The organism is Geodermatophilus sp. URMC 63 (genome assembly GCF_053502565.1).
This window is the reverse complement of sequence record NZ_CP199956.1, coordinates 351,602-366,266: the sequence shown is the minus strand read 5'-3', so window position 1 is coordinate 366,266 and position 14,665 is coordinate 351,602. Positions and strand designations below refer to the sequence as shown.

Annotated in this window: 17 protein-coding genes; 9 read left to right on the top strand and 8 right to left on the bottom strand. The window is 76.4% G+C overall.

Translation table 11 applies throughout. The features are described from left to right. Positions 1-20: 20 nt before the first annotated feature. Both ACWIZO_RS01760 and ACWIZO_RS01755 read left to right on the top strand, forming a co-directional pair. Positions 21-524: an XdhC family protein gene (locus tag ACWIZO_RS01760; RefSeq protein WP_448640835.1), complete on the top strand. Its 504-nt coding sequence runs from the start codon at positions 21-23 to the stop codon at positions 522-524. Beyond that, positions 521-1,915 (top strand): FGGY family carbohydrate kinase, encoded by a 1,395-nt coding sequence (locus tag ACWIZO_RS01755; protein ID WP_448640834.1) that lies wholly within the window; start codon positions 521-523, stop codon positions 1,913-1,915. Before ACWIZO_RS01760 ends, ACWIZO_RS01755 begins: the two co-directional genes overlap by 4 nt. A gap of 18 nt (positions 1,916-1,933) precedes the next feature. Here the strand turns inward: ACWIZO_RS01755 and ACWIZO_RS01750 are convergent, their stop codons facing one another. Beyond that, positions 1,934-2,227 carry a hypothetical protein gene (locus ACWIZO_RS01750; RefSeq protein WP_448640833.1) on the bottom strand — a complete coding sequence of 98 codons (294 nt, stop codon included), beginning with the start codon at positions 2,225-2,227 and terminating at the stop codon, positions 1,934-1,936. Between the two features lie 345 nt (positions 2,228-2,572). Here ACWIZO_RS01750 and ACWIZO_RS01745 point away from each other — a divergent pair, with 345 nt between their 5' ends. After that, on the top strand, positions 2,573-2,767 hold the full coding sequence (locus tag ACWIZO_RS01745) for a hypothetical protein (RefSeq protein WP_446757070.1): 195 nt from the start codon (positions 2,573-2,575) through the stop codon (positions 2,765-2,767). Between the two features lie 73 nt (positions 2,768-2,840). On the opposite strand, the gene hisN is transcribed toward ACWIZO_RS01745, so the two are convergent. Next, on the bottom strand, positions 2,841-3,692 hold the full coding sequence (gene hisN, locus ACWIZO_RS01740) for a histidinol-phosphatase (RefSeq protein ID WP_448640832.1): 852 nt from the start codon (positions 3,690-3,692) through the stop codon (positions 2,841-2,843). A gap of 22 nt (positions 3,693-3,714) precedes the next feature. After that, positions 3,715-3,891, bottom strand: coding sequence for a DUF2795 domain-containing protein (locus ACWIZO_RS01735; RefSeq protein ID WP_448640831.1), 177 nt, complete (start codon positions 3,889-3,891; stop codon positions 3,715-3,717). A 54-nt stretch (positions 3,892-3,945) separates the two neighbouring features. Between ACWIZO_RS01735 and ACWIZO_RS01730 the strand changes: the two genes are divergently transcribed. Both ACWIZO_RS01730 and ACWIZO_RS01725 read left to right on the top strand, forming a co-directional pair. Then, positions 3,946-4,482, top strand: coding sequence for a DUF2087 domain-containing protein (locus tag ACWIZO_RS01730; RefSeq protein ID WP_448640830.1), 537 nt, complete (start codon positions 3,946-3,948; stop codon positions 4,480-4,482). A gap of 1,334 nt (positions 4,483-5,816) precedes the next feature. Next, positions 5,817-6,107, top strand: coding sequence for a hypothetical protein (locus ACWIZO_RS01725; RefSeq protein ID WP_448640829.1), 291 nt, complete (start codon positions 5,817-5,819; stop codon positions 6,105-6,107). Here ACWIZO_RS01725 and ACWIZO_RS01720 read toward each other — a convergent pair. The 4 genes from ACWIZO_RS01720 to ACWIZO_RS01705 form a co-directional block, all read right to left on the bottom strand. After that, positions 6,104-6,535, bottom strand: coding sequence for a VOC family protein (locus ACWIZO_RS01720; RefSeq protein WP_448640828.1), 432 nt, complete (start codon positions 6,533-6,535; stop codon positions 6,104-6,106). The genes ACWIZO_RS01725 and ACWIZO_RS01720 overlap by 4 nt on opposite strands. A gap of 14 nt (positions 6,536-6,549) precedes the next feature. After that, positions 6,550-7,446: a ribosome small subunit-dependent GTPase A gene (gene rsgA / locus ACWIZO_RS01715; protein WP_448640827.1), complete on the bottom strand. Its 897-nt coding sequence runs from the start codon at positions 7,444-7,446 to the stop codon at positions 6,550-6,552. 116 nt (positions 7,447-7,562) lie between these two features. Then, positions 7,563-8,843 carry a 3-phosphoshikimate 1-carboxyvinyltransferase gene (gene aroA / locus ACWIZO_RS01710; RefSeq protein WP_448640826.1) on the bottom strand — a complete coding sequence of 427 codons (1,281 nt, stop codon included), beginning with the start codon at positions 8,841-8,843 and terminating at the stop codon, positions 7,563-7,565. Positions 8,844-8,885: 42 nt separating this feature from the next. Continuing rightward, positions 8,886-10,349 (bottom strand): NAD-dependent succinate-semialdehyde dehydrogenase, encoded by a 1,464-nt coding sequence (locus ACWIZO_RS01705; protein WP_448640825.1) that lies wholly within the window; start codon positions 10,347-10,349, stop codon positions 8,886-8,888. Between the two features lie 184 nt (positions 10,350-10,533). On the opposite strand from ACWIZO_RS01705, the gene ACWIZO_RS01700 reads away from it, so the two are divergent. Further along, positions 10,534-11,280: an SOS response-associated peptidase gene (locus tag ACWIZO_RS01700; protein WP_448640824.1), complete on the top strand. Its 747-nt coding sequence runs from the start codon at positions 10,534-10,536 to the stop codon at positions 11,278-11,280. A 76-nt stretch (positions 11,281-11,356) separates the two neighbouring features. Further along, the gene (locus ACWIZO_RS01695) at positions 11,357-12,838 is read left to right on the top strand and encodes a fused MFS/spermidine synthase (RefSeq protein ID WP_448640823.1); all 1,482 of its coding nucleotides are present in this window, start codon (positions 11,357-11,359) and stop codon (positions 12,836-12,838) included. Here ACWIZO_RS01695 and ybaK read toward each other — a convergent pair. Further along, a complete protein-coding gene (gene ybaK / locus ACWIZO_RS01690; RefSeq protein WP_448640822.1) occupies positions 12,810-13,364 on the bottom strand; it encodes a Cys-tRNA(Pro) deacylase in 555 nt (184 codons plus the stop codon). The genes ACWIZO_RS01695 and ybaK overlap by 29 nt on opposite strands. Before the next feature lie 228 nt (positions 13,365-13,592). Between ybaK and ACWIZO_RS01685 the strand changes: the two genes are divergently transcribed. Both ACWIZO_RS01685 and rsrA read left to right on the top strand, forming a co-directional pair. Continuing rightward, positions 13,593-14,309 (top strand): sigma-70 family RNA polymerase sigma factor, encoded by a 717-nt coding sequence (locus ACWIZO_RS01685; RefSeq protein WP_448640821.1) that lies wholly within the window; start codon positions 13,593-13,595, stop codon positions 14,307-14,309. Further along, the gene (rsrA, locus tag ACWIZO_RS01680) at positions 14,306-14,641 is read left to right on the top strand and encodes a mycothiol system anti-sigma-R factor (RefSeq protein ID WP_446757058.1); all 336 of its coding nucleotides are present in this window, start codon (positions 14,306-14,308) and stop codon (positions 14,639-14,641) included. Before ACWIZO_RS01685 ends, rsrA begins: the two co-directional genes overlap by 4 nt. Positions 14,642-14,665: the final 24 nt, after the last annotated feature.

Sequence of the window (14,665 nt, the reverse complement as noted above, 5' to 3'; positions counted from 1 at the left end):
AGCACGGCACCGGCGGGCACGTGACCGACGCGACCTGCGGCGTCGCGCACGGGGCGCCGGCGGAGGCGCCCACCGGCCGGGTGCTGGTCGCCGTCTTCGCCTCGCCGGTGGCCGAGGTGCTGCAGCGCTGGGCACCGGAGCTCGGCTTCCGCACGGTGCTGCTCGACCCCGATCCGTCCCGCGGGGCCGGCGTCGTCGCTCTCGACGACCTGACCGAGGACCTCTCCGACGCCGACGTCGTCGTCACCGACCACCACCGCCCCGAGCTCGGCGAGGTGCTGCGCGACGCGCTGGCCCGCCGGGTGCGCTGGGTGGGCGTGATGGGCAACCCCCGGCACGAGGGCCCGCACGTGGCCGCACTGGCCGCGCTCGGCGTCCCGCCCGAGGAGGTCGCGCGGGTGCACCGGCCGATCGGGCTGGACATCGGTTCCCGCGCGCCGGCCGAGATCGCGCTGAGCACCCTGGCCGGGCTCCTCGCCGACCGCAACGGCCGCAGCGGCGGCTTCGCCCACCACCCCCGGTGACCGACGTCCTGCTCGGCGCGGACCTCGGGACCAGTGGGCTCAAGCTGGTCGCGCTCGACGCCGGCGGCGCGACCGTCGCGGAGGCGGAGGCCGGCTACGCGGTCGACCGGCCGCACCCCGGCTGGGCGGAGACCGCCGTCGGCACGTGGCGCGCGGCTCTGGACGCCGCGCTCGAGCAGGTGGCACCGGCCCTGCGCGGCGCCACCGTCCGCGGGCTGGGGCTGTCCGGGCAGATGCACGGCGCCGTGCTGGTCGACGACGCCGGGACGGCGCTCGCCCCGGCGCTGCTGTGGCCCGACCAGCGGGCCGCTGCCGAGCTGCAGCGGTGGCGGGAGCTCCCCGCGGCCGACTGCGCCGCGCTGGCCAACCCGCTGGTGCCCGGCATGACCGGGCCGCTGCTGGCCTGGCTGGGCGCGCGCCGGCCCGAGCTGCTGGCGCGGGCCGGCGGCGTGCTGCTCCCCAAGGACGCGCTGCGCGCCATGCTCCTGCCCGGGGCCGACTGGCGCCGCACCGACCGCAGCGACGCCTCGGCGACCCTGCTCTGGGACGTCCCCGGCGACCGCTGGTCGACGGCGGCCACGGCGGCCGCCGGGATCGACCCGGGCCTGCTGCCCGCCGTCGTCCCCGGGACGACCGTGGCCGGCGCCGCCGACCTGCCCGCCGCCGACCTGCCCGGCGCCGAGGTGCCGGTCGTCGTCGGCGGCGCGGACACCCCGCTGGCCCTGCTGGCGGCCGGCACGCGGACCGGCGTCCAGGTCAACCTCGGCACCGGTGCGCAGCTGCTCCGGCCCGGGTGGCGGCCCGCACCGGCCACGGACCCGGTCGTGCACTCCTACGCCGACACCGGACAGGGCTGGTACGGCATGGCCGCGCTGCAGAACGCCGGCCTGGCCTGGTCGTGGGTGGGCCGGGTCCTGGGCCTCGGGGACGCCGAGCTGTTCGAGGTCGCGGCGGGCGTGCCGGCCGGGGCCGGGGGCGTCGTCTTCCGGCCGTTCCTGACCGGCGAGCGTGGCGGGGTGGCCGGCCCGGACGCGCGGGGGAGCTGGTCGGGGCTGACCGTGGGCACCACGCGCGCCGACCTCGCCCGCGCCGCGGTGGAGGGTGTCGTGTTCGCCGTCGCCGCGGCGGCGGACCTGCTCGGCGGCGGCGGTCCCGTCGTCCTCACCGGCGGGGGCGGGCGCTCGACCGTCGTCCAGCAGCTCCTCGCCGACGTCCTCGGCGTCCCGGTGCGGTACCTGCCGCTGCGCAGCGCCTCGGCCGTCGGCGCCGCCCTGCTCGCCGCGCGCGGCACCGGGACGGCCGTGGCGGTCCGGCAGGAGCCCGGCCGGGTGGTGGAGCCCCGCACCGACCCGGGGCTGCAGGAGGCGGCCAGCCGCTGGCGCGAGGCCTGAACCCGCCAGGCGGTGGGTTTAGGTGGGGCGGGGCCTGCGGCGGACGACGCCGACCAGCCACTGCCGCAGCCGGTACCGGACCGGCGTGGCGGCCAGGCCCCCGACGACCACCAGGGCCAGGACCCGGACCGCCACCCCCCGAGGCGCGGACGGCACGGTGGAGCCGTACAGCCACGAACTGCCCAGTCCGGTGACGAGCGCGGTGGCCAGCCCGGCCGCCGCCGCCAGGAGCGTCCGCCCCACGGCGGTTGGTGTCCCCACCGCCAGGAGTCCTGCGGCGAGCAGGGCGAGGGCCACCAGTTGGACGTCCATGAGCGGGGCCAGGTCGGTGGGTGGGTCGGGCCGCCGAGGTAGCCCGGATCCCCGAGGTACTCGGGCAGGGGATCCGCGACGAGCACCAGGCTCGCTGGCACCGCCACGAGACCGCCCGCCACACCCGTGACCAGGGCGACCGGCCTGCACCGCGGCCGTCCCCGCGGATCGCGTTCAGCATGACCTCGGGAGGGGCGTCCTCCCAGGGCCCGTGACGCCGTGGTGACGCCGTGGTGACACCGGTCGGCCGCCCGTGCCGCCGAGCGTGTGGAACGGCGGTGGTCCGGGGACCGTTGACCCAGCAGCGGGGCCCGGCGAGGGCTCCGGCGAGAGGAGGAACGCGACATGGCGTCGGTGTTCGACAAGGTGGCCCAGTTCGCCCGCAGTCCCAAGGGCCAGCAGGCGCTCCGCCAGGTGACCACCCGGGCCCAGCAGCTGGCGAAGGACCCGAAGACGAGGGCGCGGATCGACGACGCGCGCCGCCGGTTCTCCGGTGGGCGCGGCACGGGCGGCACCGGGGGCACGACCCCGACGGTCTGAACCCACCCGCACACGACGGCGGCCCCTCCCCGGGATCCCGGGGAGGGGCCGTCGTCGTCAGGGGCCGTCGGCGTCAGGCGCTTCCGTCGCCGTCCGCCGCCTGGGTGTCGTCAGCCGCCCGGGCCACCGGCTGGGACGGCCGCAGGTGGGCCAGCGCGGCGTCGTGCAGCAGGCCGTTGGTGGCCAGCGCGCTGCCGCCGGCCGGCCCGGCCGCACCGGACAGGTCGGTGAACCGGCCGCCGGCCTCGCGGACGATGACGTCGAGCGCGGCGAGGTCCCACAGGGACACCTCGGGCTCGCAGGCGACGTCGACCGCGCCCTCGGCCAGCAGCACGTAGCTCCAGAAGTCGCCGTAGCCGCGCGTCCGCCACACCGACCGGGTGAGGTCGAGGAAGCCGTCGAGCAGGTCGCGCTCCTCCCAGCCGGAGAGGCTGGAGAACGACAGGCTCGCGTCGCCGAGGTCGGAGACGCCCGACACCCGGCAGCGGGTGGCCGACTCCAGCCGCCGGCCGGTCCACGCACCGACGTCCTTGGCCGCCCACCAGCGGCGGTTGAGGGCGGGCGCCGAGACCAGCCCGACGACCGCCTCGTCGCCGTCGAACAGCGCGATGAGCGTCGCCCACACGGGCACCCCGCGGACGAAGTTCTTCGTCCCGTCGATGGGGTCGAGGACCCAGCGCCGCGGGCCGTGCCCGGTGACGCCGAACTCCTCGCCCAGGACGGCGTCGCGGGTGCGGGCCCGCGCGAGGGTGGTGCGCAGCTGTTCCTCGACGGCGCGGTCGGCGTCGGTGACCGGCGTGAGGTCCGGCTTGGTCTCGACCGTGAGGTCGAGCGCCCGGAACCGCTCCATGCTGATCGAGTCCGCCTGGTCGGCGAGGACGTGCGCCAGGTGCATGTCCCCCGTGAAGTCCCGGCCCGGTGTCATGGGCACCGAACCTAGCGGGCGGTCAGTCGAAGACCGCCGCACTGACCCCGCTGGGACCCTCGTACTCCCGGTCGTCGATCTTCTCCAGCGCGTCCAGCACGTCCTTGCCGCCGCCCTTGGCGTGCTCGAGGATCTGCTGCTTGCTGGCCGGGTAGTCCATGCCCTTGAGGGCCTTCTGGATGTCGATGGGGCTCACCATGCCGGTCGGCCTACCCCCGCCCACGTGGCTCGATGCGCGGATACCGTCGCGGGCGTGGAGGCGGCGAGGATCGCGGGGCTGCTGGCCGACCCCGCCCGGCTGAGGGTGGTGGCGGCCCTGGCGCTCGGCGCCGGGACGATCGAGGAGGTCGCCGACGCCTCCGGGCTGGCGCTCAAGGACGTCGCACTGGCCGCCCGCCGGCTCGCCCGCGGCGGGCTGGTGCGCCGCGACGGGCACACCCTCGAGCTGCTGACCGACCGCTTCGGCGCCGCGGCGCGGGCCGCCGCCGAGGCCGCGCCGGCGCCCGAGCCGCTGTCGGAGGACCCCGCGGAGTCCAGCGTCCTGGCCGCGTTCGTCCGCGACGGCCGGCTGGTGTCCATCCCGGCCCAGCAGAGCAAGCGCCGGGTCGTGCTCGAGCACCTGGTGCGGGTCTTCGACGTCGGCGTCCGCTACCCCGAGCGCGAGGTCAACGCGCTGCTGGCCGTCTGGCACCCCGACACCGCGGCGCTGCGCCGCTACCTGGTCGACGAGGGCCTGCTCTCCCGCGCGGCCGGGCTGTACTGGCGCTCCGGCGGCTGGGTCGACGTCTGAGGACCCCGTCCGGGGGCGGCTCGGGCCACACGGCTCCGGTCGGGCACGCGACCTGCCGATGAGGGGTCGTGGTGGAACTCCTCATCCCGCTGGCAGGGGTCGTCGTCGGCGTGCTCGCCGCCACCTGGCGGGCGCGGGCGGCGCGGCGCCGCCGGGCGAGCGTGCAGGTGGGTGCGGCGACCCGGTGCCGGGCGCGGCTGGAGGTCGACGGCGGCCCGCTCGCACGCGGCCGGTTGACGATGTCACCGCACGTGCTCGTCTGGCACGGCCGGGGCTCCGGGCCGGTCGACCTCGCCGGCGCCCGGGTGCTGTCCGCCGTCGTGGAGCCGAGGCAGCGCCAGGCCCGGGCGGACGACGCCGCCCTGCAGCTGCTGCTCCCGTCGGACAGCCGTGCCCGGCTCCTGCTGCACCACGACGACGCCGGACTGGTGGTGCAGCTGCTGCAGCGGGGTGTCGCGCGGCAGGCCCCCGACGCCGCGGTTCCGCCGCGGTCCCCTCGCCGGGTCCGCGTGTGGCCGAGGCTCGGCCTGGGGCTGGCCGCGCTCTGGGTGGCCGGCTGGGCCTGGCTGGTGCTGACCGGGTACACCGCCGAGGCGACCGTTGTGTCGAACGACCGGGAGGGCGGCTGCGGGGTGACCTGGGTGGGTCACGACGGGCACCGCCACCACGCGGAGGTCGACTGCGGGGACCCAGAGGTCGGCGACTCCCCGGTTCGTCTGGGCGCTCGGGCCCCCGTTCGGCGGACAGGCGGTGGACCCGGACCGGACCGTGGGTTCGGTGCTCCTCCTCGGCGCGCTGGTCGCCGTCCCCGCGGGCGTGGCGGTGGTCGCCGACCGGCGCCGGCGGTCGGCCCCGGAGGCGGCCCGGGTCCCGGCGCCGCCCCCTGCGGACCTGCCGGAGCTCACGACGGAGGACGTGGTGACCCACGCGCACGAGTCGCCGGTCCGCCACCTCGACCGCCTCGCGCCGTACGCCGCACGGCAGCTACCGCAGGACGGGTGGTCCGCCACCGGCCGGCGAGGTGCCGGCAGCAGGTCCGTGGTCCGGGCCGTGGCCCGAGCCCTCCGCGGTCCGGCGGTGGCGTTGGCCGTCGTGGCGGTCCTCGTCGGGGGCTGGTCCTCCTGGACACGGTCCGCCTCGTGGACCTCACGGTGGAGAACGCCGGCCGCGACGGCTGAGGTCGAGGGGCGGGTCCCCGTGTCCCCGCGGCCTCCCGTGCCATGCCGACTCGACGGCGCACCCCCCTGCGTGGGCAGTCGTGCTCTGCCCACACCTGTGGGCAGAGCACGACTCCTCGCGGGACACGCGCCGGCCTGCGGGGTCACACTCCGGACGTGTCCGACGCCGGTGGGCGGCCGGCCTGGGAGGCGCTCGTCCGCCCGACCCCGTCCGACGAGCCGCGCTGCGGGTGCTGCCCGCTGCTGCGCTCCCCGGAGGTCGACGAGCGCGAGTCCGGAGCGGCCCGAGGGCCCTGCCCCGACGTCCACCGGGTCCGGCTGGACGGGGCGACGGGCGTCTGCGTGGGGGTCGACGACCCGGAGTCGCTCGGACCTGGCCCGGACGTGCGGATCGAGGCGGCGGACGAGCCGATCGCCGACGTCCTGTTCCGGGACCGGCCGCGCTAACCGAGCCGCACGGTCCCGTCGGCGTCGACCGACCAGCCGGGGTTGTGCGCGACCTCCCAGACGACGCCGTTCGGGTCGCGCACCAGCGCGTGGAACACCCCGCCGAAGGCACCCTCCTCGGGCGCGGTGAGGACCGTGCCGCCGGCGGCGGTCATCGCGTCGACCAGCGTCCGGACGGCGTCGCGGTCACCGACGTCGTGGGCCAGCGTCACGCCGGAGACCGCCGGCCGCGCCGGGCCGCTGCCGAGGTCCTGCGCGAACTTGCCCGCCTCGAAGAAGGCGAGCACCGTGCCGGGCGCGATCTGGAAGAAGACGATCTCGCCGGGGACGTCGAGCAGCGGCGTCCAGCCCAGCCCCTCGACGTAGAACCGCCGCGCCGCGTCGAGGTCGGCCGTCGCGAGCGTCACGACGTGCACCTGCTGTTCCACGGAGACCTCCTCGTTCAATAGCCGGGGCCGAGCTGGCCGACGGCGTCGAGCAGCCGCCGCACGCTGGCCAGCCGCTCGGCTCGACCCGGCGGCCCGGCTGCCGCCCAGGCGTCGAGCGCGCAGTCGGGGTCCTGCGCGGAGTGCCCGCAGCCGGGCGGGCAGTCGACGGCGGCCTCGGCGAGGTCCTCGAAGGCGCCGACGACGTCGTCGGCGGTCACGTGCGCCAGCCCGAGCGAGCGGATGCCCGGGGTGTCGACGATCGTGCCGCCGCCGGGCAGGTCGAACAGCACCGCCGACGACGACGTGTGCCGGCCCTTGCCCACCTTGCTCACGTCGCCGATGGCCCGGTCGGCCTCGGGCACCAGCCGGTTGACCAGCGTCGACTTGCCCACCCCGGACTGCCCGACGAAGACGCTGGTGCGCCCGGCGAGGCGCTCGAGCAGCGGGTCCAGCGGCGTCTCGCGCGACATCGGGACCGCGTCGACCCCGAGGCCGGCGTAGCGGTCGAGCAGCGGCTGGGCGCTGGCCAGGTCCGTCTTGGTCAGGCAGAACAGCGGCTCGAGCCCACCGGCGTAGGCCGCGACCAGGCAGCGGTCCAGGAAGCCCAGCGCCGGGTCGGGGTCGGCCACCGACGTGACGACGACGAGCTGCTCGGCGTTGGCCACGACCACCCGCTCGGTGGGGTCGGTGTCGTCGGCGGTGCGGCGCAGCGACGTCGTCCGGTCCTCGATGACGACGATGCGGGCCAGGGTGTCGGGCCGGCCGGTGGTGTCGCCGACCAGCCGCACCCGGTCGCCGACGACGACGCCGTGCCGGCCGAGCTCGCGGGCGCGCATCGCGGTGACCTCGTGCGGGCCGCCGTCGGGCGCCTCGACGCGCACGGTCATCCGCCCGCGGTCGACCGCGACCACCAGCCCCGGGACGGCGTCGGCGTGCGCGGGGCGGGTGCGGGTGCGCGGCCGCGACCCGCGCCGGTTGGGCCGGACCCGGACGTCGTCCTCGTCCGACCGGCTGTCGTGCCGGCGGCTCAGGAGCCCACCCCGGCGGTCGCGCCGAGCATCCCGGCCCAGCGCTCGCGGAAGTCCGGCAGCGTCTTGGTCACCGCCTCCGGCCCCGACACCCGGACGCCGTCGACGGCCAGGCCGAGGACGGCGGCGGCGTGCACCATGCGGTGGTCGCCGTAGGAGTCCACCAGCGCCGGACGCCCCGGCCCGGGGGTGACCACCAGACCGTCGGGCAGCTGCTCGACCCGCGCGCCGACGGCGCTGAGCACCTCGTCGAGGGCCTGCAGCCGGTCGGTCTCGTGCCCGCGCAGGTGACCGATGCCGGTCAGCCGGGACGGGCCGTCGGCCAGCGCGCACAGCGCCGCGAGCACCGGCGTCAGCTCACCCACCTCGCCGAGGTCGGCGACCAGCGGGGCGATCCGGCCGGTGCCGGTGACCCGCAGCCCGTCCGGCGTCCGCTCGACCTCGGCGCCCATCAGCGGCAGCAGCCGCTCCAGCTGTGCCCCGGGTTGGGTGGTGAGCCGCGGCCAGTCGGGGACGGTGACCCGCCCGCCGGTGACCAGCGCGGCGGCGAGGAACGGCGCGGCGTTGGACAGGTCGGGCTCGACCACCCGGTTCAGTGGTGCGACGCGTCCGGGCGCGACCCGCCACCCGCGCTCGGTGGCGTCCACGTCCACCCCGTGCTCGCGCAGCGCGACGACGGTCATCTCCACGTGCGGCATCGACGGCACCCCGCCGGCCAGGGCGAGGTCGATCCCGTCGCCGAAGCGGGCGGCGGCCAGCAGCAGCCCGGAGACGATCTGCGAGGACTCGCTCGCGTCGACGGTCACCGCCCCGCCGCGGACGGCGCCGGTGCCGTGCACGGTGAACGGCGCCCGGCCGCGCCCGCCGTCGTCGACCCGGACGCCGAGGTCGCGCAGCGCCGCGATCAGCCCCGCGTTGGGCCGCTCGCGCAGCCGCGGGTCGCCATCGAACCGGACCGGGCCGTCGGCCAGCGCGGCGACCGGCGGCAGGAACCGCAGCACGGTGCCGGCCAGCCCGGCGTCGACCTCGGCCGGCCCGCGCAGCTCCGCGGGGGTGACCAGCCAGTCGTCCCCGTCGTCGGCGATGCCGACGCCGAGCGCCCGCAGACCGGCGGCCATCAGGTCGGTGTCGCGGGCCCGCAGCGGCCGCACGACCCGGCCGGGCCCGTCGGCCAGCGCGGCCAGCACCAGCGCCCGGGCGGTGATCGACTTCGACCCGGGCAGGGGGACGACGGCGTCGACGGGCGCCGGGCGGTGCGGCGTCGTCCAGACCTGGGTCACGGGTCCATCCTGCCCGGCCCGCGACACCGCACCGCCCACCGCTCAGCCGCCGAGCGGGCGGTCGGCCTTCTTCACCGGGACCGTGCGCACCAGGCGGCGGTTGGCGAACTCGAACATCGCCAGCTCGGAGAGCTCGCGGCCGTAGCCCGACCGCTTGACGCCGCCGAAGGGCAGCTCGGGGGAGGAGCCGGTCGGCTGGTTGATCCACACCATGCCGGCCTCGAGCCGCTCGGCCACCGCCCGCGCGCGGTCGAGGTCGCTGCTCATGACGGTGGCGCCCAGGCCGAAGTCGCTGTCGTTGGCCAGCGCGACCGCCTCGTCGGCGTCCTTCACCTTGTAGACGACGGCCGCGGGGCCGAACAGCTCCTCGCGGAAGGCCCGCATCTCCGGGGTGACGTCGGTGAGGATGGTGGCCTCGACGAACGCGCCCGGGTGCTCGGGCCGCTTCCCGCCGGCGACCACGGTGGCGCCCTTGTCGATCGCGTCCTGGATCTGCGCGTGCAGGTCCTGCGCGGCGCGCTCGCTGGACAGCGGGGCCAGCGACGTCGAGGGGTCGGCCGGGTCACCGGGGGAGAAGGTGCCGAAGGCCTGCTTGAGGCCCTCGACGAAGGGCTCGTAGAGCTCCTCGGTGACGATCAGCCGCTTGGAGGCGGTGCAGGCCTGGCCGGTGTTCTGCATCCGGCCCATGGTCGCGGCCTTGACCGTGGCGCCGAGGTCGTCGGCGTCGAGCACGATGAACGGGTCGCTGCCGCCGAGCTCGAGCACCGACTTCTTCAGGTACTTGCCCGCCAGCGCCCCGACGGCGCTGCCGGCCCGCTCGCTGCCGGTGAGTGTCACGCCCTGGATGCGGGGGTCGGCGATGACCTGCTCGACGTCGGCGATGCGCAGGAAGGTGTTGGTGAAGACGCCCTCGGGGGCGCCGGCGTCGGTGAACAGCTGCTCGATGGCCACCGCGCACTGCGGGGTGATCTCGGCGTGCTTGAGGATGACGGTGTTGCCCAGCACCAGGTTCGGGCCGGCCACGCGGACCACCTGGTAGAAGGGGTAGTTCCACGGCTCGATGGCCAGCAGGACGCCGATCGGCTGGGTCTCCACGACCGCCTCGCCCTTGCCCATCAGCGGCGTGATCTGCGTGGGCCGGAGGAAGCCGGGGCCGTTGTCGGCGTAGTACTTGAGGATCATCGAGCACAGGAAGAGCTCGCCGGTGGCCTCCTCGTGCCGCTTGCCCATCTCGGTGGTGATGAGCCGGGCGAGGTCGTCGCGGCGCTCGTCCATGAGCTCGGCGGCCCGGCGGACGACGGCGGCGCGGTCCTCGACCGACCGCTGCCGCCACTCCTGGTAGGCCGCGTGCGCCCGGCCGACGATCCCGTCGATCTCCTCGGTCGGAGTGAAGTCGAACTCCTCCTCCGTCTCGCCGGTGAAGGGGTTGACCGTCGCGTAGCGGCGCTCGGCCGAGTCGCTGGCGGTCTTCGGCTGCTCGTGCGGGGGGTTCTGGGTAGCGGTCACGGGTCGATCCTCGCTCCTGGACGGCCCCCGTGCAGGGTCCCGCCGCGAGCCTGCGAGGAGTGGGGGGCGCGGGGGCCCTTCCCCGGTCGCGTGTCGGTGGGCGCCCCTAGAGTCGGACGGGGGCCGTACCGGGCGCCCCGTCCGGACCGACCCCGTCGACGCCGACCAGCCGGGAGGACCAGCCATGTGCGGTCGCTACGCCGCCACCCGCCGTCCCGAGGACCTCGTGGTCGAGTTCGAGGCGGTGCCCGCCGAGGGGCAGTCGCCGCTGCCGGCCGACTACAACGTCGCCCCCACCAAGGACGTCTACGTGGTGCGGACCAAGCGGGAGCGCGACCCCGAGGGCAGCCCCACCGGCGCCGGGCACCGCGAGCTGCGCAGCGTCCGCTGGGGGCTGGTGCCCTCGTGGGCGAAGGACGTCTCGGTGGGCAACCGGCTGCTCAACGCCCGCGTCGAGTCGCTCACCGAGAAGCCCGCCTTCCGCTCGGCCGCCCGGTCGCGGCGCTGCCTGGTCCCGGCCGACGGCTGGTACGAGTGGCAGAAGAGGCTCGACGCGCCGGACAAGCAGCCGTTCTTCATCACCCCCGCCGACGGGTCGGTGCTGGCCATGGCCGGCCTCTACGAGGTCTGGGGCAAGGGGGAGGACCGGCTCTACACCTGCACCGTGGTCACCGCCCCGGCCACCGGTGCGCTCACCGAGATCCACGACCGGATGCCGCTGGTGCTGCCGCGCGAGCGGTGGGCCGACTGGCTCGACCCGGCCCGCGACGACGTCGAGACGCTGGCCGAGCCGACCCCGCCGGAGCTGGTCGAGTCCCTCGAGCTGCGCCCGGTGGGCACCGCGGTCAACAACGTCCGCAACAACGGCGCCGAGCTGCTGACCCGCGTGGAGGGCACCAGCGCCCCCGCCGACCAGCCGGCGCTCTTCTGAGGAGCGTCCCCTGAGCGAACGCGCGAGGGCCGCGGAGACCACCGGGCCCGCCACCGGGGCCGCGCTGCCCGGCTGGGTGGCCGCCGGCGTCACGTTCCTGGCCTCCGGTGCGGTGCTGGTGCTCGAGATCGTCGGGCTGCGGCTGATCGCGCCCTACGTCGGCATCACCCTGCAGACCAACACCGCCGTCATCGGGTTGACGCTGGCCGCCATCGCCACCGGCGCGTGGGCCGGCGGCGCTACCGCCGACCGCCGCGACCCGCGGCAGCTGATCGCGCCGCTGCTGGTGGCCGGCGGCGCGCTGGTGGTCGCCGTCCTGCCGCTGGTGCGCTTCGCCGGGTCGCTGCTCACCGGCGCCGACGCCGGCAGCGTGCTGCTGCTGGCCGCCGTCGCGATCGTGGTGCCGGCGTCGCTGCTCTCGGCGGTGCCGCCGATGGTGGTCAAGCTGCAGCTGGCCAGCCTGGCCGAGACCGGCTCGGTGGTCGGGCGGCTGTCGGGCATCGGGACCCTCGGCGGGATCGCGGCCACCTTCGTCACCGGGTTCCTGCTCATCGCCGTCTTCCCGAGCAGCGGCATCCTCGTGGGCACCGGGCTGGTCACCGCCGTCGCGGGGGTCGCCGTCTTCGTCCTGCTGCGCCGCCGGGCGTCGGGGTCGGCCGGCCGACTGCCGGCGGCGCTGCTGCTGCTCGCCGTGGGCGGGACGCTGCTGGCGGCGGTGGCCCCGACGCCGTGCGAGGAGGAGACGGCCTACCACTGCGCCCGCGTCGTGGCCGATCCCGAGCGCGCGACCGGACGGGTGCTGCTGCTCGACACGCTGCGGCACAGCTACGTCGACCTCGCCGACCCCACGCACCTGGAGTTCGAGTACGTGCAGGCCGTCGCCGCCGTCACCGACGCGACGGCCCCGGCCGGGGAGCCGCTGTCGGCGCTGCACCTGGGCGGGGGCGGGCTCACCGTGCCGCGCTACCTCGCCGCGGTCCGGCCCGGCACGCAGAGCCGGGTGCTGGAGGTCGACCCCGGCGTGGTCGGGATCGACCGCGCGCAGCTGGGCCTGCAGACCTCGCCGGACCTGCAGGTGCGGGTCGGCGACGCGCGGGTCGGGCTGGCCGCCGAGCCGGCGGGGGAGCGCGACCTCGTCGTCGGTGACGCCTTCGGTGGGCTGTCGGTGCCGTGGCAGCTCACCACGGTGGAGGCGCTGGAGCTGGTCGACCGCGCGCTCACCGACGACGGCGTCTACGTCGCCAACCTCATCGACCACCCGCCGCTGGCCTTCGTCCGCGCGGAGCTGGCCACGATGCGCCAGGTGTGGCCGCACGTGCTGCTGCTGGCCCGCGCGCCGGTGCTGGCCGGGGAGGACGGCGGCAACCTGGTCGCCGTCGCCTCGGCCCGGCCGCTGGACACCGACGCCCTCGCCGCGGCCCTGCGGGCGCAGGGCTCGACCTGGCAGGTCGCCCCGGAGGAGGAGGTGGCCGCCTTCGCCGGCGACGCGCAGGTGCTCACCGACGACGCCGCCCCCGTCGACCAACTGCTCACCCCCTACGCCGCCCCCGGGTCGTAGTCGGCCCCTCGCGGGGACCCGCCGCGAGCTCGCGAGTGGTGGGGGCGAGGGGTCCTCTGGCGATGGGGGCGGTGCGGGCGCGGGTCAGGCGGACCAGGTCGGCCGGCGGCAGCTCCACCTGCAGCCCGCGGCGGCCGGCGCTGACCATGACCGTGGGGAACGCCAGCGCCGACTCGTCGACCACCGTCGGCAGCGCCTTGCGCTGGCCGAGCGGGCTGATCCCGCCGACGACGTAGCCGGTCGTGCGCTCGGCGTCGGCCGGGTCGGCCATGGCCGCCCTCCGCCCGCCCGCTGCCGCCGCCAGCGCCTTGAGGTCCAGGTTCCCGCTGACCGGGACGACGGCCACGGTCAGCGCACCGTCGACCCGGGTGACCAGGGTCTTGAACACCCGCCGCGGATCGGCGCCGAGCGCGGCCACCGCCGCCTCGCCGTGCCCCTGGTCGCTCGGGTGCTCGGGGTCGTAGGGGTGCAGGGTGTGTGCCACCCGCGCCCGCTCCAGGGCCCGCACCGCGGGGGTCGCCGCCACGGGCCGGGAGCGTAGCGACGTCGCCGGGCGGTCGCCGTCGAGTTCCGCCGAGCGGCCGGCCCGGGAATGCGCGCCGTCGCCGGCGCGGTTGCAGGGACCGTGAGCAGCACCGTCTCGAGCGCGCGGACGCGCGCTCCGCACCGGCGGCCCCCGGGCCGTCCCGACGCCGCGCGACTAGGATCGTCCGACGTGGTCGCCCGCCTCCGGGCGCCGCAGAGAGGACGGTCGGTGCCTGAGGAGTCCGCGGGCGGGAGCCCCGCCGTCGAGCCCGTCGAGACCCCGCAGGGACGGGCCGTCGGGGCTCCGGTGGACGTGCCCGAGGCCCGCGAGGGCGGCAGCCGCACGGAGGTCGCCGAGACCCGCGCCGAACGCGACGCCCGGTTCGAGCGCGACGCGCTGCCCTACCTCGACCAGCTCTACCCGGCGGCGCTGCGGATGACCCGCAACCCCGCCGACGCCGAGGACCTGGTCCAGGAGACGTTCGTCAAGGCCTACTCCGCGTTCCACCAGTTCGCCGAGGGGACCAACCTCAAGGCCTGGCTGTACCGGATCCTGACCAACACCTACATCAACAGCTACCGCAAGAAGCAGCGGCAGCCGCAGCAGTACCCCACCGACCAGGTGCAGGACTGGCAGCTCTACGCCGCCGAGGAGCACAGCTCCAGCGGCCTGCGCTCGGCCGAGATCGAGGCGCTGGACCACCTGCCGGACTCCGACATCAAGGACGCCCTGCAGCAGCTGCCGGAGGACTTCCGGCTGGCGGTGTACCTCGCCGACGTCGAGGGCTTCGCCTACAAGGAGATCGCCGAGATCATGGGCACGCCCATCGGCACGGTGATGTCCCGGCTGCACCGCGGCCGGCGGGGGCTGCAGAAGCTGCTGGCCGACTACGCCCGCGAGCGCGGCTTCGTCCGCGCGGGCGCCGGAGACGGGGCCGGGTCGTGAGCGCCGAGCAGGAGCACCCGGCCGAGATCTCCTCGTGCGACGACGTCCTGTCCCACGTCTTCGAGTTCCTCGACCACGAGACCGACGACGCCCGCCGCGCGGTCATCGCCGAGCACCTCGAGGACTGCTCGGGGTGCCTGCGGGAGTTCGGCATCGAGCAGGAGTTCAAGGCCCTCGTCCGGCGCCGCTGCGGCGGGGACAAGCCGCCGATCGGCCTCAAGGACCGCATCAAGATGCAGCTGACCACCGTCTCGTTCGAGGAGGACGGCACGCACGTCAGCGTCGAGCAGGTGAGCACCGAGGTCGTGCGGACCGACTGGTCCGAGGACTGAGGGAGCCCCACGACGAGGCCCCGC